The 17,917-nt window shown below is 45.9% G+C and carries 21 protein-coding genes, 1 tRNA gene and 1 pseudogene; 8 read left to right on the top strand and 15 right to left on the bottom strand.

Translation table 11 applies throughout. The features are described from left to right. The first annotated feature begins 82 nt into the window (after positions 1-82). The gene (locus CWB98_RS12100; protein WP_138545114.1) at positions 83-1,135 is read left to right on the top strand and encodes a fibrinogen-like YCDxxxxGGGW domain-containing protein; all 1,053 of its coding nucleotides are present in this window, start codon (positions 83-85) and stop codon (positions 1,133-1,135) included. A gap of 65 nt (positions 1,136-1,200) precedes the next feature. On the opposite strand, the gene CWB98_RS12095 is transcribed toward CWB98_RS12100, so the two are convergent. Beyond that, positions 1,201-2,778, bottom strand: coding sequence for a S8 family serine peptidase (locus tag CWB98_RS12095; RefSeq protein ID WP_138545113.1), 1,578 nt, complete (start codon positions 2,776-2,778; stop codon positions 1,201-1,203). Between the two features lie 651 nt (positions 2,779-3,429). Here CWB98_RS12095 and CWB98_RS12090 point away from each other — a divergent pair. Beyond that, a complete protein-coding gene (locus CWB98_RS12090) occupies positions 3,430-3,945 on the top strand; it encodes a hypothetical protein (RefSeq protein WP_138545112.1) in 516 nt (171 codons plus the stop codon). Between the two features lie 139 nt (positions 3,946-4,084). Here CWB98_RS12090 and CWB98_RS12085 read toward each other — a convergent pair. The 3 genes and pseudogenes from CWB98_RS12085 to CWB98_RS24410 form a co-directional block, all read right to left on the bottom strand. Continuing rightward, a pseudogene (locus CWB98_RS12085) lies at positions 4,085-4,630 on the bottom strand (sensor histidine kinase); the annotation flags it as partial. An 18-nt stretch (positions 4,631-4,648) separates the two neighbouring features. Further along, entirely contained in the window at positions 4,649-4,837 is a 189-nt protein-coding gene (locus CWB98_RS12080) for a hypothetical protein (RefSeq protein ID WP_138545110.1), read from the bottom strand. Positions 4,838-5,423: 586 nt separating this feature from the next. After that, positions 5,424-5,675, bottom strand: a complete 252-nt coding sequence (locus tag CWB98_RS24410; protein ID WP_138545109.1) for a hypothetical protein — start codon at positions 5,673-5,675, stop codon at positions 5,424-5,426. Positions 5,676-6,132: 457 nt separating this feature from the next. Between CWB98_RS24410 and CWB98_RS12070 the strand changes: the two genes are divergently transcribed. Together CWB98_RS12070 and CWB98_RS12065 are read left to right on the top strand one after the other, a co-directional pair. Then, positions 6,133-6,717, top strand: coding sequence for a hypothetical protein (locus CWB98_RS12070; RefSeq protein WP_138545108.1), 585 nt, complete (start codon positions 6,133-6,135; stop codon positions 6,715-6,717). A 265-nt stretch (positions 6,718-6,982) separates the two neighbouring features. After that, positions 6,983-7,477, top strand: coding sequence for a MarR family winged helix-turn-helix transcriptional regulator (locus CWB98_RS12065; protein WP_138545107.1), 495 nt, complete (start codon positions 6,983-6,985; stop codon positions 7,475-7,477). Positions 7,478-7,525: 48 nt separating this feature from the next. On the opposite strand, the gene CWB98_RS12060 is transcribed toward CWB98_RS12065, so the two are convergent. The 3 genes from CWB98_RS12060 to CWB98_RS12050 all read right to left on the bottom strand — a co-directional run bounded on the left by CWB98_RS12060 (position 7,526) and on the right by CWB98_RS12050 (position 10,420). After that, positions 7,526-8,329 (bottom strand): arylamine N-acetyltransferase family protein, encoded by an 804-nt coding sequence (locus tag CWB98_RS12060; RefSeq protein ID WP_138545106.1) that lies wholly within the window; start codon positions 8,327-8,329, stop codon positions 7,526-7,528. Between the two features lie 307 nt (positions 8,330-8,636). Further along, positions 8,637-9,470, bottom strand: coding sequence for a CheR family methyltransferase (locus CWB98_RS12055; RefSeq protein ID WP_054016567.1), 834 nt, complete (start codon positions 9,468-9,470; stop codon positions 8,637-8,639). 17 nt (positions 9,471-9,487) lie between these two features. Further along, complete coding sequence (locus CWB98_RS12050; protein WP_138545105.1) at positions 9,488-10,420, bottom strand: chemotaxis protein CheV; 933 nt, start codon at positions 10,418-10,420, stop codon at positions 9,488-9,490. 139 nt (positions 10,421-10,559) lie between these two features. On the opposite strand from CWB98_RS12050, the gene flgA reads away from it, so the two are divergent. The 3 genes from flgA (at position 10,560) to flgN (ending at position 12,104) form a co-directional block, all read left to right on the top strand. After that, entirely contained in the window at positions 10,560-11,273 is a 714-nt protein-coding gene (gene flgA / locus CWB98_RS12045) for a flagellar basal body P-ring formation chaperone FlgA (RefSeq protein WP_138545104.1), read from the top strand. Between the two features lie 71 nt (positions 11,274-11,344). Beyond that, positions 11,345-11,668: a flagellar biosynthesis anti-sigma factor FlgM gene (flgM, locus tag CWB98_RS12040; RefSeq protein ID WP_138545103.1), complete on the top strand. Its 324-nt coding sequence runs from the start codon at positions 11,345-11,347 to the stop codon at positions 11,666-11,668. Positions 11,669-11,675: 7 nt separating this feature from the next. Then, entirely contained in the window at positions 11,676-12,104 is a 429-nt protein-coding gene (gene flgN, locus CWB98_RS12035; RefSeq protein WP_138545102.1) for a flagellar protein FlgN, read from the top strand. Positions 12,105-12,119: 15 nt separating this feature from the next. Here the strand turns inward: flgN and CWB98_RS12030 are convergent, their stop codons facing one another. From CWB98_RS12030 to CWB98_RS12020, 3 genes are all read right to left on the bottom strand, one after another. Then, a complete protein-coding gene (locus tag CWB98_RS12030) occupies positions 12,120-12,464 on the bottom strand; it encodes a hypothetical protein (protein ID WP_052713011.1) in 345 nt (114 codons plus the stop codon). Further along, a complete protein-coding gene (locus tag CWB98_RS12025; RefSeq protein ID WP_082078806.1) occupies positions 12,464-12,955 on the bottom strand; it encodes an ImmA/IrrE family metallo-endopeptidase in 492 nt (163 codons plus the stop codon). The genes CWB98_RS12030 and CWB98_RS12025 overlap by 1 nt, the downstream gene beginning before the upstream one ends. A gap of 129 nt (positions 12,956-13,084) precedes the next feature. Continuing rightward, entirely contained in the window at positions 13,085-13,579 is a 495-nt protein-coding gene (locus CWB98_RS12020) for an LPP20 family lipoprotein (protein WP_138545101.1), read from the bottom strand. Between the two features lie 134 nt (positions 13,580-13,713). Between CWB98_RS12020 and CWB98_RS12015 the strand changes: the two genes are divergently transcribed. Beyond that, the gene (locus CWB98_RS12015; protein WP_138545100.1) at positions 13,714-14,904 is read left to right on the top strand and encodes a flagellar assembly protein T N-terminal domain-containing protein; all 1,191 of its coding nucleotides are present in this window, start codon (positions 13,714-13,716) and stop codon (positions 14,902-14,904) included. Positions 14,905-15,036: 132 nt separating this feature from the next. Here CWB98_RS12015 and CWB98_RS12010 read toward each other — a convergent pair. The 5 genes from CWB98_RS12010 to CWB98_RS11990 all read right to left on the bottom strand — a co-directional run bounded on the left by CWB98_RS12010 (position 15,037) and on the right by CWB98_RS11990 (position 17,913). After that, positions 15,037-15,111: transfer RNA gene (locus CWB98_RS12010), tRNA-Arg, on the bottom strand. A 125-nt stretch (positions 15,112-15,236) separates the two neighbouring features. After that, complete coding sequence (locus tag CWB98_RS12005; RefSeq protein WP_138545099.1) at positions 15,237-15,896, bottom strand: FlgO family outer membrane protein; 660 nt, start codon at positions 15,894-15,896, stop codon at positions 15,237-15,239. A 2-nt stretch (positions 15,897-15,898) separates the two neighbouring features. Further along, positions 15,899-16,552, bottom strand: coding sequence for a FlgO family outer membrane protein (locus CWB98_RS12000; protein ID WP_138545098.1), 654 nt, complete (start codon positions 16,550-16,552; stop codon positions 15,899-15,901). 11 nt (positions 16,553-16,563) lie between these two features. Beyond that, positions 16,564-17,160, bottom strand: a complete 597-nt coding sequence (locus tag CWB98_RS11995) for a FlgO family outer membrane protein (RefSeq protein ID WP_138545097.1) — start codon at positions 17,158-17,160, stop codon at positions 16,564-16,566. A 66-nt stretch (positions 17,161-17,226) separates the two neighbouring features. After that, on the bottom strand, positions 17,227-17,913 hold the full coding sequence (locus CWB98_RS11990; protein ID WP_138545096.1) for an SPOR domain-containing protein: 687 nt from the start codon (positions 17,911-17,913) through the stop codon (positions 17,227-17,229). Between the last annotated feature and the right edge of the window lie 4 nt (positions 17,914-17,917).

Raw genomic sequence — 17,917 nt, 5'->3', positions numbered from 1 at the left:
ATTTAATAATAAAATATTATTGAACTTAGGCAGAACTCTGTCATCATGCAGCCGTTATTTGTAAACAAGGAGAATAGACATCATGTCTAAAATAACAGCGCTACTTCTGGCGGCCTTATCTGGCCACGCTACTGCAAATGTACAATGGGACCTGGTTACAGACTCACATTTAGATGGTGTGTTGGCAACGAGCGGAACCCAGCTGCAACAGCTAACGATGCAAATGCACGCCAATAAATTCAACGCAACTGATGCTCAGGCACCTGAAGCTTCCCTTATCCAGGGTGAGTTTGAACTTCCAAAAACCTTTGAAATTGGCTCGGGCCTGAAACAACGTGTGCAATTTAGCATTGCAAAAGACGGGGCACGTTTTTACTTCCTGGGTCAGGGCTCTGAGCAAGATGGATATCAGGGAACCTGGTATGGTCCAAATAATGACTCTGGCGATTTTACGCTGACGACTCAAACAGCGATTGAAGTACTCCCCGCCAGCTGTGCACAGATCCTGAGTGAAAACCCGGACGCCCAGTCAGGGGTTTACAACATAGATCCAGATGGCAGTGGCTCACACCCAGGCTTTGACGCTTATTGTGATATGGACACTGACGAAGGTGGCTGGACACTGATTGGCACTTACAGCAAATCAGAGCCAGGCGGAAAGAAATATATCAGTGAGTACAATCCGCAGCCGGATGTGACTGCCATAAGTCCGACGGTAACAGGGCTTTACCAGGGTCCGCTGAGTGCATTCAGAGATGTCCGCGAGCAAGTTTCTTGTGATTACGCAAGTTGCCGAACGGTTTACCAAAGTTCAATGAGCCAGGCTGAACTGGAAATGGTGCGTTATACCTGGGGATATGAAGATCAACAGGCACATCAGAAAGATACACCACTACCTAGCTGTCGTACCGCTTACGTTACGAATGAAGAACCAATCGAAAACTGTCTTTATGTAAAAGATGGTCAGAATAGAAACAATACCAATGTTGTTGGCTGGCAACGTGATGTACACCCTGGATACAGCGCATGCTGGTTAGCACATGGTGTATACAGTCCAGATTCACTAGGCTCACCTCGATGCAGTGGCACGCTCAAAGGTAACGCCACCCGTTGGGGCCTATTGTGGGCTCGATAATATAACTCATTTAAAAAGGCGCTCAACAAGCGCCTTTTACTCTACTGGGTAAACCCGGCTGACATTTACTTATACGAATAATTTAACGTCACCCCATTGTAGCTGTTATATCCATACAAGCTAATATGCCAGGTACCGGCACTTGGATTAGTAAATGAACACTGCTCCTCGTTACCATCTTTCCATGGCCGACAGGTGTAGTTGTTTGCATCTGGTTGCGCATTGTATCTCACATACAGATCCGCATCCCCCGTGCCACCTGTGATACTCAGGTTCATCTCTTTTACGCCCTGAGGAATATCCCAGGTGTAGTGCGTCCAGCCACTTTGATTACCCTGAAGGTTTGGCAAAGAACCGTTAACCGGTGTCACGCCACCCGGGTCGCCGCCACCCTGACAACCATTTGCACCGATATAATCCGATGCAGCTTTGGCCTGAACAATACCATGACCATAGTAGTTATCCCGACCTGCGGCACCTTTGTCTTTGGCTGTTGCGTTCAATGCAGCCCGGATCTCCTGGTTATTACATTGGGTATTATGGCTCCATACCAAAGCAGCGACACCAGCCACATGAGGCGAGGCCATTGAAGTACCACTCAGGCTGCGATAAGTATTGGTTGGATAGGTAGAGTTAACACTAGAACCCGGGCCTGCCAGTTCAACCTGATCATTATACTGAGAAAATGAAGAGCGGCTTTCGCTCGATGTTACCGATGCGACGGAAATAACGGCATTATAGGACGCCGGATAAGACTTAGAGCTGTTACCATCATTACCCGCCGCAGCCACCAGCATCATGCCACCATCAACAAAGTTTTGCATGGCGGTATTTTCGCTGTTGGAATAATTACCTCCACCCAGGCTCATATTAACAACATGCGCACCGGCATCTTTACATTGCTGGATTGCCTTGACCAAATCAGATGCATAGGTCCACTGCCCGTTATCGTTAAAGATTTTAACAATATGCAGGTCCATACCAGGATAAACACCAATTACACCCTGGTTATTATCCTCAGCAGCTATGGTGCCGGCAACGTGCGTACCATGGCCGTTACCATCATTGTTCCACTGACCTACAGCACTGTTATTCGCAATCCCCGTTACATTACCGTAGGGTAAATCAGGGTGGCCCAGGTTGTAGCCTGTGTCGATCACACAGGCTTTTCTCGCTGAAGTGTTAGATTGTGGCAGCAAATGACCCTGCACCATGGTAATACCATATGGTGTACTCTGTGCAAACGGCATAATTTGATTGTTAGATTTTGCCAGAGGCAGAATATAACGCTTGGGATCTATTTCAATTGACTCAACAGATGAAAAGCTACGCAGTGTTTCAAGACTGTAATCATCCAGCTCCGCGACCATCGATTGTTGACCGTTAAGTGCGAACAGAGGCTCTGCACCCGCAGTAAACAGATAGTTGAGTGCTATAAAATTATTAAAGCTGTTTTTACCGCCTGACAATGCTTCATTAAAGCGAATGATGTAGCGGTTTTTTTCGCTCTTTTTGGACTTAATTTCCAGTTTATAATCTTCTGTCTGCCCTTGATAAACAGGGGCTTCAGCCAGTGCTGGCAAACTCATTGCTGACAGCATTAAAGTGGAAATAGCCGATAGTTTAAAACGCTTAGTACTCATGTCTTCTCCTTGTTGTATTATCACTTTTTTATAACTGACAATGCACTTAAACAGCCGCTTTGAAACTCAAAGCGTACAAGTGGTTTAACTACTTGTACCTATACAACAAGGTCGCCTACCGCGATAAACATATCAGTATTGTGTTGTAAAACTGTTAACAAAGGTAGCAACTGGAACGGTCCAGTTGCAACATGAATATGATAAAAGTGTTATAACATTTCTTTTGGTCAAGTGTTAAAAATGACATATATATTGATATTTAATGTAAAAATGATGATCTTTTTTGTATTCATACTTGACCTGAAGTGATGGAGAGCAGACCCTTTAGGTGATATCAGGCCAGTAAATTGCAGATTTCAGCACCTTGAGTGTGAAAATTTCTCAACCTGAAAACAGTGCTGCGAAACTCTGAAGACTCATCGAAATGCGTTTTTATCTGAGATTAAACACTCTTTTCAAAACTATAAGCGCAAAGCTACAGTACCAACTTTTGCTTTATGCCTGAGTGTGGATACCGGTATATCCACTGAGCCTCAAACAAGTGCACTCACAAAAATGCCTGCATGTTAAATAATGACTGGATTTTAAAACTAAGGTTGTGCGACCCTTTAACAGGAAACTCTATAATCTACATAATAATAAGGAAACTTTATGAAACAGGTTTGGTTGCTTCTTTCAATTTTGATACTCAGCGGCTGTGCGACTACTCACTCACCTATCCCCGACAACTACAATGGCCCAACGTCCACCATCGGAAGCACAGATAAGCGACACTCTGCGAGTAAAGCGGACATGTTTTTTCTCTATAAAGTCAACGGCAAACTGATCGACAATAGCCTGGGAGCAAGCCGTTCAGCCACTTATGGGCAAGGTTTTTCCTTGACTACTTCTCATATCACAACCGCAGTTCCCTCTTCTGAACCGATTACTTTAACGCTTATGGGCAGAACCGTGTATGCAGCCCCGGTTCAAACTCTCTCGGGAACTGTATATGAAATTACGGGAGACCTCACTTTTACACCGGCCCCTGACGTCAGGTACGTTGTAAAAGGCACTTTGGGCGCAGACTACTCTGCCGTCTGGGTAGAAGAAATAGAAACAGGTAAAATCATCAAGAGCAAAATTGAAACATACGAAAATACCGAATTAGGCTTTTTTGAAAAATAACGTCTATAGGACAGAACAAACTCCAGTCAGTATATTCCATGACAATGCAATAACTGGAGTTTCTGGCTCAAACAACCCGTTGCTTATCGCACTCCTTGTCGTGAGTGCGATTCAATTCGTGGAACTAGCTTAAGCTCCGTTAAATATGACTTAAAAACCGGATTGTTGCGGTGATCTTGCCCGCCTCTACCCGCAGAGTGTAATGCCAGTTTTGCTGGTGACAAATGCGCTCAACAATTATTTTCCCTAATCCAAAACCCTGCTCAACGCCAGAGAAAAGCTCGACACTGTGCTGTTGAGTATCCTGTAGTGTATTGGTTATCCTGAACGCGTTATCTGCCACACAGAGCTCAATATCCGCACCTGTTGAGTGCTGAATCGCATTTCTGACCAGGTTTCCCATGACTATCAAACCATTCACACGTGAAATTTTCTCACTCTTATGTGATGTCATATGCAGTGATAAAGCTTTACCGTTTTTCTCAGTCTGCTCTTGAAATGCCAGCATGATCTCCTCAACAATCAGGGCTATGGTCGCCTGCTCAGTGTCCCCCGCATTGCCCTCCCTTGCCAGTTCAAGCAGCACAGCTATCATATCTTCCGAGTGAGTCTCGCAGTGTAATTTCAGTAGTTCGTTCACGCCTTTAATCACCGTGACAGGCGTACGCAACTCGTGACTGGCAAAACTCGTAAACTCGCACTCTCACTGAACAAAGGCCTCAATTCGTTGTGCATGCTCAATCAACGTCTTGTTAAGCAGTCCAATTTCATCATCCTGATATTTGTAGTCACTAACAAAGCGCGCGCCGGGTGCGTCGCCATTTTTTTTCACCTGTTCAATCAAGGTAAACATGGGTGCCATGGAGCGTTTGAGTACGAGGTGAAAAACCATGAAAAACCATGAAAAACAGCACGATAAACAGCGTAAAACTAGCACGGGTAACGTAAATAACGCACAAAAAAGGAAAATGGTGCGTTGTTTCATCGTTCAGTCACCCTGTCGGTCGATTAGGCTCACTCTGACACACAAAATGTCAATAAAATGTCGACCACTGAGTGACACTGCATCGGCATTTAAATGGGCACGCTGTGCACCCCATTAACCCATAGAGCTCGTACCTATGACGCCTATCTTTATTCTGCTTTCTTTCAGTATATTGGCGATATAAAAAGTGTGTTCGTTTGCTACTTGTACCAAATTTACCAGGCGACCAATCTGGTCCTTTTTATCGGTTGTTTACACGACTAACGCCCATACTTAGCCGAGCCAGGACACTCAGGTAGAGCAAATCTGGGCTATATTACCCATTAAAATGGTTGGTCAATTTCAGCCTGGCAAGCCCCCCTGTTATTCATCTTCTGACTGAAGATACAGATATTAGCAGCACTGGTGGGATAGTTCTTTTTCGTAGTGCCCATGCAGAACGGTCAGTTGTGAAAACGCACCAGTGGTCATCGACCTCTGTAGCCCATTACCACTATTTCACCCACACCTTTCCCCCTATTATTTTATACGCAGGCGTGCCTCTGATCAGAGTATCTCGAGCGAATACAGTGCCACAGCCAGGACAGGTGCCCTCTTGAGCGGTAAAATCCGTCACGATCCGCTCTTTAAAGCATTTTACGAGTGCCCCTTTGCCGCCCTTGCGATATTTGTATAGCGGTGTTTTGCATTTTGCACAATAGATATCGACGGTTTTAACGGGGCCTTTTTTGTTGGGTTTAGCCATCTTAAATCACATGAGTTTACTGCACGATGTGCGTGACAAACGAATATGCGGCAGTTTAAAGGGTTTTCTGACGTGATAAAAGCTACCACAGACACACCACTTTTACGTTTAAGTGACCACATCTAATACTGATTGGGTGATAAACAAGTCAACTCTGGGTTTAAGCCTTCGTGATACATAGATGCGCTGTAGTTTAATTTGCTTCTTCTACTTGCTACTAATCAGATTATTCGCAGCTAAAGCAACTACAACTCTCAACTCAAGCAGATGGGTAGTACTCGAAATCACGGTTTTACAAAAGTTTACATGCTAAAGGCCGAGCTGTTAGTTAAGTTAATACTCTCTCCATTACTGATAAAGGAAGCATCAATGAAGTTCTACTTGGCATATTATACCGTGAAGATTACGTTATTAAGCCTGGTGCTGCTTAACAGCATTTCAACCCAAGCGTCAGAGGTTGAGAAGTTCATGGCGCAACATACTATTTAGAACCAACAACAATGAAGTTCAGGTATTTGGTGCACCAACCAGTTCTGAGCAGTCTGAAAAAACCATTCAGCATATTACTGAAAAATTTCCGAATAAAAAAATTACTTCTGTTTATGTCACCCATCTACATGGTGACCACATTGCAGGTCTGGGATCTTATGCCAAGATCGGCGCCTTGATCCGTGCCGATGCATACACCATCGAAGCAATAAAAGAATACCCTCCTTTTTCAGACCAGATACATACGTTCAAATTTCACACGATAAAGCATGAACAATCGATTGATGGGGTCAGTTTTTACGTGCTGGAAAATGCGCATTCGAAACGACAGAGCTTTGCTTTTTTCAACGAAAGCGGGCTCATATATCAAGCCGATTTCCTGCAGATCCCATTTGACAATACGCTAACAAAGGTGCTGCCCGCCCATACCGGAGTATTCATAGATTTTGTAAGAAGTAAGCAGCTTCCCGTAAGACGAATTGTCGGCCACCACTTCAATTACAATATCTCTCTAAAGGTGATGGACAAAGCCTCTCAAGCTAATATGATGTAAAACAAAGTAAGCCTCTCTGTCACTTTGTTTCTTGAGAGGCTCGATCATCCGTACTGAAGGTGCCCTGAGGCTCCTAAAGACTGCAGGTTTAACAATTTACCCATCTAATAATGCCAGGAAACATTCGTATAACCATGGCAATAAATCCAAAACCAGCTTGTTCAACAAGACTTACCTTTATATAGAGACTATGCAAACAGATATTCTTGCTTTCAAGTTTCTTTCCACGTATTTTTATGATTCCAAAAAACGATGTGTACAGGTTATGCAAAAACGAGATTTAGTCGATACTGTGCTGGCGCAGTGGCATAAAGAAAGGCCAGATATAGACCCTGCTCCTATGGCCGTCATGGGCCGTTTGATTAGAACAGATGCAATTTTTAGTAAGGAACTACATACAGTATTCAGCCGCTTTGGACTCAATGGCGGTGAATTCGACGTACTTGCTACATTACGACGTTCAGGCAAACCTTACACGTTAACACCCAATCAGCTCTTGCAAACACTGATGCTGACTTCTGGCTCCATGACTAACCGTATCGATAAACTGGAAAATAAGGGCTTAGTCACCCGAAACCCCGACCCCAACGACAGGCGCGGCGTCATGGTGGCTATTACCGAGCAGGGATTAACACTGATCGACGAAGTGATTTCGGAACATGTTGCCAAAGGCGAAGAGCTGCTTTCACCGCTTGCACCTGAAGAGCGGGCGCAATTGGCTGGCCTGTTAAAAAAGTTACTGATTCACTTTAACCACTAATTTTTCAAGGCCTGCGACACCTTTGCGCGTCGCAGCCTGCAAACCCGTTTACATGGCCATTTTATCTTGTGCCAGTGTGTACAGATGCTCGGCTTTCGCCATCTCGATGTTCAACAAGAACTTCTGCTGTAATATCGATTGCAGTTGCGACGCAGACGTCACGTCAATGTGTGTGCTGATCTGACTCGCTTCATGTAACTCACCATAAAGTAAATTGCGTAGCGTGTACCGTTTGCCATTGGTAATGCGTGCCAGCACCAGGTTATTCGCAAAATACGAGTCCGGGTGCTGATGGCTATAGTAGTGCACAACTTCAAAGTCTTTTTCAGTCACCCTGCTTAAATCGGCGCTGTAAAGGCCCACTTCTTCCGGATGCACAATTTCGACACGGATGGTATCTGCCGATCGGATAATTTTGTAGCGATAACTCTCTACGTCAACATAACCAGACTTTGACACTGGCAGTGGGGCACTGAGTGACTTGGAACCAAAACCGACATCAACCAGATAGCTCTCTTCTCCAAGGTGAACCAAGGTGATGCGATGGGTTCTGGGGTTGTCTTCCAGGCCGTTCACCAACACTCTTGCCAACAGAGGCTGCACTTCATACCCCAGCTCGGCAAGGGCAAGATAAGCCAGTTTATTGTGTTCAAAGCAGTAACCTCCCTGCTTATTTTCAATTAATCGCGTTAGCAGTGCCTCCACATCCAGAGACAAAATCTCTTCGCCCATCGCATTAATGCTAGAAAAGCTATACAAATCAAGATGCTTAGTTTGAAATTCTGCGAGCTGCTCAAACGATACCTGATTGTGTGTGAGCGCTAATGACTGAATGTAGTCTTGGATGGTCATACTCTTTCCTTCGTCCTTCAAGTTAACTTAATGTTAAAACCTTGCCTGTAAAAGATAAACCCCCAACCTAGGTTGAGGTCAAGCAATTCATTCAATTAGTAATTAAAAATAGCGGTAGCTGAAAGGTTACATGAAATTATCGTAAAGCCACCTGTCCAGGTGGCGAGGCGTTTCACTATTTTGACGAGGTATGTACTCAATGATTTATTTGTTTGCCGTAATGGGATTACGCCAGTCAGAGAAGAGTCTGCTGCCAAGTTGCAGGACACAAAAGTAATCAGGCCGCGAATTGCGGCCTGAACAGCTACTAAGCTTTTTTCTGATATATGATACCGGGGTTACAGCGCAGCATGTCAAAGTCATTATTCAGGCCCGCCATAGACTCAGACGCACCAAGAAACAGGTATCCCTTCGGGTTGAGCGCCTGTGCAAACTGGCTAATGATCTTGGCTTTCACATCCGGCGAAAAATAAATCAGCACATTACGACAAAAAATGACGTCAAATTTTCCTAATAAGGCATAAGAGTCCAATAAGTTTAAGTGTCGAAAGTTAACCATTCTGCGGATAGGTTCATTCACTTTCGCCATGCCGTTGCCGCTGTCGGTAAAGAACTTCTTTTTACGTTCTGGCGACAAACCCCGGGCTAATGCCAACGCGTCATACTCTGCATTCTTACACATATCCAGCATAGTGTTTGAAATGTCTGTACCAACGATCTGCGCGCCCATCTTCAATGCGCCAGGGCTTGACGTTTGATATTCATTAGCAGACATCGCAATAGAATAGGGCTCTTGACCCGACGAGCTTGCTGCCGACCAAATCTTAACGGGTCGGCGCAGATCTTTAAATTCCGGAAAGATCTTGGTCTTGAGTAGTTCAAATGGATACTGATCCCGAAACCACAAGGTTTCATTGGTTGTCATCGCATCAACTACAGCGGCACGCAATTGCCGCTCATGTGGACTCAAAGTCTTGCTCACCAAAGCAGACAAGGAGTCAACGCCAAAACGAGACATCAGAGGCGCAAGCCGGCTTTTAACCAGATATAACTTGTTATCACCCAGCACAATACCGCACTGCTGCTCTAAGAAAGTGCGAAACTGATCATACTCGCTTTGTTCTAAGTGTTTATTTTCCAAAGTATTACCGCCACTAATTAATCGCAATGAACCCATTTTTTCACGGCTGTTGCCAATTCATCGGGGTTAAATTTAGCAATAAAATCATCAGCACCGACCTTTTCGATCATTGCGTGATTAAAGACGCCACTCAATGAAGTATGTAAAATAACGTGCAAAGGCGCCAGCTTAGGATCTGCTTTAATCTCAGCGGTGAGTGTGTAGCCGTCCATTTCTGGCATTTCAACATCTGAGATCAGCAGGCCTACGCGCTCAGTGACATCATTCTGACAATCCATCTCCGCGATTTCTTTTAAGCGAAGCAGTGCTTCTTTACCATTTTTGGCAAGTTCAGTTTGCACACCAAGTGGCTCAAGCGCACGCTTTACCTGATTACGGGCAACCGCAGAGTCATCGGCGATAAACACAATACGCTCTCCCAGATCGCGTTGCATTTCACCGTCGGCGACGATCTCCTGACTTACTTCAGTATTAATTGGGCAGATCTCATTGAGGATCTTCTCTACGTCGAGGATCTCCACCAACTCATTTTCGATCTCTGTCACCGCAGTTAAATAGGAATACCGCCCTGCGCCTGAAGGCGGAGGCATGATTTTTTCCCAGTTCATATTCACTATTCGTTCAACCGCACCAACCAAAAAGCCCTGCACTGAACGGTTATACTCGGCAATAATAATAAAGCAGTCTTTAATATTTTCGATAGGGGGTCCACCGACAGCCAGAGACATGTCGATAACGGAAATGGTTTGCCCGCGAATGTGTGCGACCCCTCTGATAAAGGCGTTAGATTTAGGCATCGCCGTTAGGGGTGGACACTGAAGTACTTCTCTTACTTTGAATACATTGATCCCAAAGCGTTGACGCCCTCTGAGGCGAAATAGTAAAAGTTCAAGTCGGTTTTGACCCACCAACTGCGTTCGTTGGTTTACTGAGTCCAAAATACCTGCCATGTCATTCTCCTGCTATAAAACTGCTTATCGGAACAATGTTTGCTTGTACTCTACCATTCAAAGTCGCCCTTGAAGCGGTGAGGCAAATCACGCAAAATCTTTATACCTTGTTTCACCCCATAAGCATAGTCGAAACATCATGAGTTTGTTAAAAATTACATTATCCGCTTATTTCTTTCCCATAGTGGCATATTTTTTAGCCACGTCATTTGCTTATGGTCAAACCTATGAGTCAAAAGATATTGAAAAAATAGCAATAGATTTCATCTCGGAACAGCTCCCGGCCCCAACCCAGGCAGAAGAGCAACAACAGGTGTCAGCTTTGCCATTAGATACTCGCCTGCCTCAGCGCCAGTGTCAGCAACCATTGCAAGTCAGTAGTAAGTCCAGCCCGCCTTTTAATCGCCAGGTTACTGTGATGGTGCGCTGCGAAGACCTTGAATCCTGGGTTCAGTTTGTTCATGTGAAAATCGAAACACTGTTACCTGTGATAGTCAGCACCCGAATGTTAGACAAGGGCGTTTTGTTAACTGCAGATGATTTAACAATCGAAATGCGCCCCAAACACTTTGTTCGTGCGGCTAATATCGACAACATGAGGCTACTCGTTGGCAGCAAAACCAAACGCCGTATTCAACAGGGTAAACCAATCAGCATGTTTCAGATTTGCATGATTTGCAAGGGGGATAACGTGACAATTCTGGCCAGTGATGGCACACTAATGATTAAAACAAGTGGTATTGCCTTGCAGGACGGGAACTTAGGAGAGCAAATCCGAGTCAAAAATGCGAGGTCAGGTAAAACGGTGCTTGCACGGGTGAAAGATGTTGATTCAGTAGCAGTCAAAATCTGATTTTTTTGCTAAAGTAAGCGAAAGGCTTGCCGATATAAAGGCTGAAGCAATTTAACTAACGGGTCATCATCATGGTAAACAACATTAACGGTCAAAATCAGCCGAACAATGTTGCAACAAATGCAAAGCAACAACGTGCTGAATTACAAAGAAATGAAGCAAGTAATACCGCTGCTAAACCACAAACTCAGGTCAAAGCCGCAGCGGATTCAGTGAGCCTGACACCACAAGCACAGCAACTGAAAGGGCTTCAGGAAAAAGCGCAACAGGCGCCCTCTTTCGACAGTAAAAAAGTCGAAGAACTGAAAAAAGCCATTGCTGAAGGCAAATATCAGGTTGATAGTGAAAAGCTGGCAAAAAATATTGCCGCCTTTGAGTTCGATTTATTTGGATAGAGTATAAGTGGACGACCAAACGGCACTGTGTGCCCATCAGCTAACAGCGCAGATTAATCTTCTGGAAGCTCTGACCCAGCTTCTGGACGATGAATTAGAGGCGCTTGCCTCTCGCAATGGCGACAACCTCAAAGAGATTGCACGCACTAAGCTCAATACACTCAACCAGCTTCAAAAGCTAGATAAAGACCTGTCTAAGTACCCGCAAAGCACCTTCAGCAATGATGAGATCACCCCGTTAACCGAGCAAGTTAAAGACCTGTTGTATCGCTGCAAGAAACAAAATGACGTTAACGCACAGGCAGCACACCAGGCACAACTCACGGTGCGTGAACTCAAAGATATTTTGATTGGTGCACCGACCTCTATGACCTATGGGCAAGATGGCAGTGTTGTTTCAAATATGGGTGAGTTGGTTAAAAATCTTAAAGCCTGAGTGCTCAGGCTAAATCTACTCGGCTTTGGTGGGAAACAGGTTTTTGGTGATCACCAGGATCACACCGAACACCTCAGCCAGCGTTCCCGCCATGTATAAGTTCAGTGTCCATTCTTCAAAATGCAACTTATCCATACCCACCAGTACGAGCACTAAGTTCATAATCAAAAGTTGTACGGCAAGAATAACGATAAACCACAAAGCATAACGTTGTTTCAGGCCACGGTCTGACTCGGCATCTTTGACCTTCTGCGCCTGCATGGGGTCAACATTGGTGAATTTGTTCTCTTTGACGTTATGTTTAATTTGCGCAACAAACGATGACTGCTCGGCCTTACTATCTTCCCTGTTTTGCGTCATTACAACAGCTCCAGCGCATTGAGCTTATATTTGAGGGCTTCAACAGACACGCCAAAATGCAGCGCCATTTCAAAGTGGGCCATTTTCTTACGATGAAGCTTTTTCACTTCTTCATTGGGCATTAATAAGTTGGCAGCAAACTGGTTGGCGAACACTTCTTCCTCGTCTTCGCCGGTAGACGCGCTGGGGCCTCTGAGGTCGATATATTCGTATTCTTTGTCTGTATTGTCAGACTCAATACGGGAAATATAATGGCCAAGCTCATGGGCACAGCTAAAACGCTTGCGATTTAGGTGGTCGTCCTGATGTAACACGATAACCGGATCGGCACCCGCCTCTTTGATCAGCGCACCCGACACCTTATCTGGTAGCGCCATTTCTACAACGTCCAGACCAAGCGACTTACAAATAGTCACAGGATCAACCGGAAACTGACTGTCACACCACAAACGTTTAAGCACCTTTTGCGCTTCATTTCTCGGATCAAGCACCGACAAATCTCCCATTAACCTTACTCTGCACCTCAATATCGCTGAAGTGACGTGTATATTTAAACAGTATAAATTGAAGGCTCAATGAAAGCAAAGGACATAATTTACCGCCCTAACCCGTCAGCTCGCTCAGTAATACGTGACGCGTTCAACTTTGCGTGGTTTAACTTCACCGATATACAAATCGTGAACCCGCTTCATATCCAGCTCCAGCTCTGTGGTATAAATATCCCCAACCGCATAGCTTTTCATTACCTTGGCACCGCGGATCAAGCCCTGCACCTGGCTGCGTAGCCCATCATTCTGTGCCACTGCGCCCTGCACTGTGGTGCTGGCGCTCAATCTGTGACCGTACACCTGCTCAGCAAGCTCACGATAGGCTTCAAGCTTTGAGACCTTAATGGCCATCAGCATTTTTTCACTGTCACTGCTGCCTGGCTGAGAGCTCAATGGGGCATAGCCAACCGCTTTAAGTACAGGATAAGAGTCGGGTTTGACATAGCTGTATTCAACATGCTTATCTATGATAGAGCTACATCCCGCCAGACCCAGTGCCGTTGCAATAACACAGGACTTGAGCAGGCTGACTACCCGTTGATGCCAAAGCGCTCTAAACTGATTCATAGGGTAACTCCTCTGTGTGGCCCATTTGCCATATCATTAAGTATCAAATCTTTATGCACAAACCTTGCCAAAACCATTGGCACGGGACTTGCTCAGCTATTTCAGAGATTTGCTAAAAGTTCGGTAATAAAGTCATGAAATTGTCGCGTATTATGAGTGTGTTACTGGCCACCGCCAGCTTTGGGGCCAGTGCAGAGTGGTTTGAGGTAACGGGCTACGCCAATGCACACACAGAAGATCTGGCCGAAGCACGCCAGGAAGCCGTACAGGATGCTATTACTCAGGCGTTGATCTTCTCTGGCGCCACAGTATCTAGCGTCACCACACTGGCCGACGGGGTATTGACGCAAGATCAAATCAAAATAAAAAGCCATGGCGAGATCCAGCAAATCAACCTGGTTTCCGAACAAAAGCAAGATGGGATCGTCAGTGTCACGCTGCATCTGGATATTTTTCCCAAGCTGGAGCAGTGCGCACAGGCTGCGGTTGCAAAACAAGTCACCATTACACAAAGCCAGCTGATCCAGCCTCATCAGGCCAGACTGGGTCAAATTTTTGACATCGCCAAAGCCAGTAGTGAGCGGCTTTATCACACACTGGCAGAGCGTAATCTCACCGTAAAGCCAATTCCTTACCTGGATCATGCAATCAATGCGCGGCCGTTTTTTACCCAACGTTTTGAATACGATGGACAGCTGATTGACTCTTTGACCTCGCTCAGCAACAGTCAGTATGTGCTAATGAGCCAGATCACCGACATTGCAGCGGGAGATAAAACCAACGATGACTACGCATTCTGGCAGGATGAAGAATACGTGCGCAGCTTTAAAATCGACTTTGTTGCATTTGATGCCCTGACCCGTGACAAGGTCTGGCAAAAACACTATGCCGTCAGTGGTGTCTGGCCTTTTGAAAAAACCAAGATTGTTGATGTCTACAGCGATACCTTTTGGCGTACCAACTATGCCAAGCAGATCCAGAGCGTCTTTAACAGCGTAGCGCAGGATCTGGACTCTGCACTATCATGCTTGCCCAGCAGAGGTAAAATATTACATCGCGAGCAAGGCAAGTTGGTGATTAATCTTGGCCGTAATCACGGCATTGAAGCAGGACAACTGCTCACCATTTCTCATCGACGAGATATGCAGGGCACGACCAATCAGTTTTTCCCACAAAGTATCAAAACCCTCAACCAGGTGCGTATCATTCAGGTCAATGCGCAAAATGCCATTGCAGAAAACATCTCAGAGCGGCCGCTGAATAATATTCAGATCAATGATTTAGTCGAAGTCATGGTGCAGAAACAAGAAGACTTTGCGCTGTAAGCGCTCTACTTCGACAAAACACACAGTGAGGATTAATAATCCCACCAATAATTTGGGTTACCTATACCATTTTTGGTCGTTTCTACTGAGGTGTGATTGCTATATCAGAATTGATTTATAAGAGAAAAACGCTGGCGGCCCCTGCAGGAATCGAACCTGCAACTATCCCTTAGGAGGGGACTGTTATATCCATTTAACTAAGAGGCCGTATCGCTTTGAAAAATACTAAGCGTTTTCGGCTAATTGGTCAACCAATTGATTCTTAATAAAATTTAAACGGTGGATTCACTAGGAGAGAAACGGCAAAGGGCCAGCACTTTGCCGCTCAACGATCAACGTGATGCGGTTGCACCGGGATCCAAGACAAAATACGGAATAGTTACCATACAGCTGGCAACCACCAATCGGCTTTCAAAATCCAGTAACCGTGCATTGACTTCCACACCTCGATCACGATAGATCATAGTACCAGACAGCACGTGACTCGGATCCGGTTTACCGGGTAAGGCCCTGCTGTCCCGAGAAAACACAAAGTCCCCACCTCGGGTCACCTGGATCTGTTGCTGTGATTTGAAATCAAGGGCTGCATAGCCCAGTTTTTGAAATGCGTGTATCAGGTTTTCAGCCAGTTGATTACCCAGCTGATTGCTACTTCTGAGCGTATCGTCAAAGCTGACAAAGCTGGTGACAGCCACAGAATGGGGGTGAACCCCCAGTAATGAATCAGACAACTCCAGCGCTATCTGAGAGGCATAGTTTGCCACCTGTTTTCGATGACGTTCGCTCACAAACCCAGGGTCAACAGGGTGTTCGGCGTCAGGCGCCTGCTCCTCCAATGCTTCATACAGCACTTCTATTTCACGAAATTTGGCCACTTTAGGTGCCATAGGTGTTGTGGTCACTGTCTGCGGGGCTGGTTGTGATCCCATCATCTGACAGCCACTTATCAGCAACACCGACACCGTTAACCCGCTCAGAATGTGTGTTTTCATGATCACTCACCCGCTCGTTGTAACCGGATCCCTTCATGGATCGCGCCATCTCTGAGCGCATTCACGACGGCCTGAGGCAGGAACCCTTGTGCAGTACCCACCACAACTTTACTTTGCATACCCACGATTCGGGCATTTACTAAGATCCCACCCTGATGATGGGTCAAGGTACCTGCCAATACGTATTTAAATGGCAGCTCATCAGAGAGCTCTAAAAAGTCACGACTGAAGATAAAATCCCCGTGCTTGGTGACGCGCATAAAGTCCGTCGTCTTAAAATCGATCACCGGCACACCAAAGTTGTGCAGCTCATGAATAAAGCTTTCGGCAATCTGGTTGCCCAATAACGTAGCATGATTAAAGTCTTCATCCAGAAAGACAAAGCTGGATACGGCTACAGGCGTCTGATCATTAATGTATTTAACATTGCTCACCATGTCCTGCATCAGCTTCTGCACATAGTGAGTCACATTTTTAGCCGCCATGCGCTGCGAGACTGTCATTTGTTGCACGCCTCTTGGATGGGCCTGAAACTGCTCCGACGCATTGAACTGACCTGGCGCTGACGTCGTTTCCTGATGCTTTGTCATACCCAGTTGTGCGCACCCAAACAGGGACAGGGTTGGTAACATAAGCGCTATCACAGATTTTTTCATCTTTGTCTCCACTAATACTGGCCGCGATGCAACTTGCCATCTCGCATTTGGGCTTTTTCATTGCCCCACAAAACTGCTTTGGGCACAGATATGGTCGCAGCGGATGCAGTGCGACTATCAAGCATAGTGATCAATCTGGCATTGATCGTGTAATGGTTATGGCTTTCGCTGATGGTGCCCGTCAAAGCCAGGTCAAATTTATGACGCTCGCGCAGCAGGGCAATATCGCGGTTTAATAAGTTATCGGCACTATCCGACAAAGTTAAAGTGCGCTGGAGCCGAAACTCCACCACTTCCAGGCCCATTTGCGTCACATAACTGATCAAGCTTTCCTGTACCTGAGTACTGAGACCACTGCCCTGATTGCTTGCTACGGCATTGCCAAGTTGATCCGCCAGATAAAAACTCGTGACGGCAACCGTAGCACCGGGCTTCAATGGGCGGCTATGCTCCCCCAGTGCGGCAGCAAGTTGCCCCATGTATTGATGCAATGTCGGCAAGGGTGGCGTTTGTTCCACCTTCTTTTGTTGCTGCGTCTTCATGATTCCGGCGCAGCCACTGAGCAGCACCGACAGGGCCAGTGCGGCTATCACAGCAGGAAATTGCATAATGATCACCTCTTTCTATTTGTCGAAACAAATGCAAAAAGCGATCCACAATGCTAATAATAGCCACTATAACGTGATTGGATTGTCTGTGTAATGACTCAGCAGACACTGGGGGTGAAATGGTTTTAGCTTGTCGCACAGTGCCTGACCCTGCGCTTTATTTTCAAACGCACCGAGTTTCAGGCGAAAGTATCGTTGCCCTCGAATTTCGACTTGCTCAACGTTCACCGGTTGTTCCTGTAACGGCGGATAACTTTTGATCAGCCGCTGATGAACCGTTTTAAGCTGACTTTGCTTTCTGGTTGATGCCAGCTGAACTGCAAACTCTGCTTTGTCTGTTTTGGCAGGTAACTCTGTTTTCACATCACGCGCTTCTGTCGTCGCTTCTTTGTTTTCGCCAAATGCAGGTTGTACAGCAAGACCGCCATAACTGCTCTGCGGTTGTTCAACAATACTGGGTGACTTTGCCACTGTTGCAACCATAACATCCCCGGAGGGCTGAGCCGGTGGTGCCAATGCCAGCTGTAACTGTGTGGTCAGTAAATTCAGATCCTGCTCAATACTTAGCAATTCACTGACCTGAGGCGCAACCTGCTGCCACTGCTCGACACTGCGCTTGATTTGTTCAACGTCGGTATGCAACTGAGCCAGTTGCTGCTCAAGTTGGGCAAGACGCTGCTCATCCTGGCCTGTACTGGCACAGCCACTGAGCACAACCAGCAAGGGCCATACCAGATAAGAATATAACTTCATCGCT

This window comes from Pseudoalteromonas rubra (assembly GCF_005887115.1).
In the GTDB taxonomy this organism is placed as follows: domain Bacteria; phylum Pseudomonadota; class Gammaproteobacteria; order Enterobacterales; family Alteromonadaceae; genus Pseudoalteromonas; species Pseudoalteromonas rubra_F.
This window is presented reverse-complemented; position numbering and strand designations above follow the sequence as displayed.

What these genes read in the sequence shown, in the direction of transcription:
- CWB98_RS12065 (WP_138545107.1), top strand. Translation starts at nt 6,983, where the DNA reads ATGCAAAAACGAGATTTAGTCGATACTGTGCTGGCGCAGTGGCATAAA.
- CWB98_RS12030 (WP_052713011.1), bottom strand. Translation starts at nt 12,464, where the DNA reads ATGACGCAAAACAGGGAAGATAGTAAGGCCGAGCAGTCATCGTTTGTT.
- CWB98_RS12015 (WP_138545100.1), top strand. Translation starts at nt 13,714, where the DNA reads ATGAAATTGTCGCGTATTATGAGTGTGTTACTGGCCACCGCCAGCTTT.
- CWB98_RS11995 (WP_138545097.1), bottom strand. Translation starts at nt 17,160, where the DNA reads ATGCAATTTCCTGCTGTGATAGCCGCACTGGCCCTGTCGGTGCTGCTC.
- CWB98_RS12060 (WP_138545106.1), bottom strand. Translation starts at nt 8,329, where the DNA reads ATGACCATCCAAGACTACATTCAGTCATTAGCGCTCACACACAATCAG.
- CWB98_RS12095 (WP_138545113.1), bottom strand. Translation starts at nt 2,778, where the DNA reads ATGAGTACTAAGCGTTTTAAACTATCGGCTATTTCCACTTTAATGCTG.
- CWB98_RS12080 (WP_138545110.1), bottom strand. Translation starts at nt 4,837, where the DNA reads ATGGTTTTTCACCTCGTACTCAAACGCTCCATGGCACCCATGTTTACC.
- flgM (WP_138545103.1), top strand. Translation starts at nt 11,345, where the DNA reads ATGGTAAACAACATTAACGGTCAAAATCAGCCGAACAATGTTGCAACA.
- CWB98_RS24410 (WP_138545109.1), bottom strand. Translation starts at nt 5,675, where the DNA reads ATGGCTAAACCCAACAAAAAAGGCCCCGTTAAAACCGTCGATATCTAT.
- CWB98_RS12090 (WP_138545112.1), top strand. Translation starts at nt 3,430, where the DNA reads ATGAAACAGGTTTGGTTGCTTCTTTCAATTTTGATACTCAGCGGCTGT.
- CWB98_RS12000 (WP_138545098.1), bottom strand. Translation starts at nt 16,552, where the DNA reads ATGAAAAAATCTGTGATAGCGCTTATGTTACCAACCCTGTCCCTGTTT.
- CWB98_RS12020 (WP_138545101.1), bottom strand. Translation starts at nt 13,579, where the DNA reads ATGAATCAGTTTAGAGCGCTTTGGCATCAACGGGTAGTCAGCCTGCTC.
- CWB98_RS12050 (WP_138545105.1), bottom strand. Translation starts at nt 10,420, where the DNA reads ATGGCAGGTATTTTGGACTCAGTAAACCAACGAACGCAGTTGGTGGGT.
- CWB98_RS12100 (WP_138545114.1), top strand. Translation starts at nt 83, where the DNA reads ATGTCTAAAATAACAGCGCTACTTCTGGCGGCCTTATCTGGCCACGCT.
- flgA (WP_138545104.1), top strand. Translation starts at nt 10,560, where the DNA reads ATGAGTTTGTTAAAAATTACATTATCCGCTTATTTCTTTCCCATAGTG.
- CWB98_RS11990 (WP_138545096.1), bottom strand. Translation starts at nt 17,913, where the DNA reads ATGAAGTTATATTCTTATCTGGTATGGCCCTTGCTGGTTGTGCTCAGT.
- CWB98_RS12005 (WP_138545099.1), bottom strand. Translation starts at nt 15,896, where the DNA reads ATGAAAACACACATTCTGAGCGGGTTAACGGTGTCGGTGTTGCTGATA.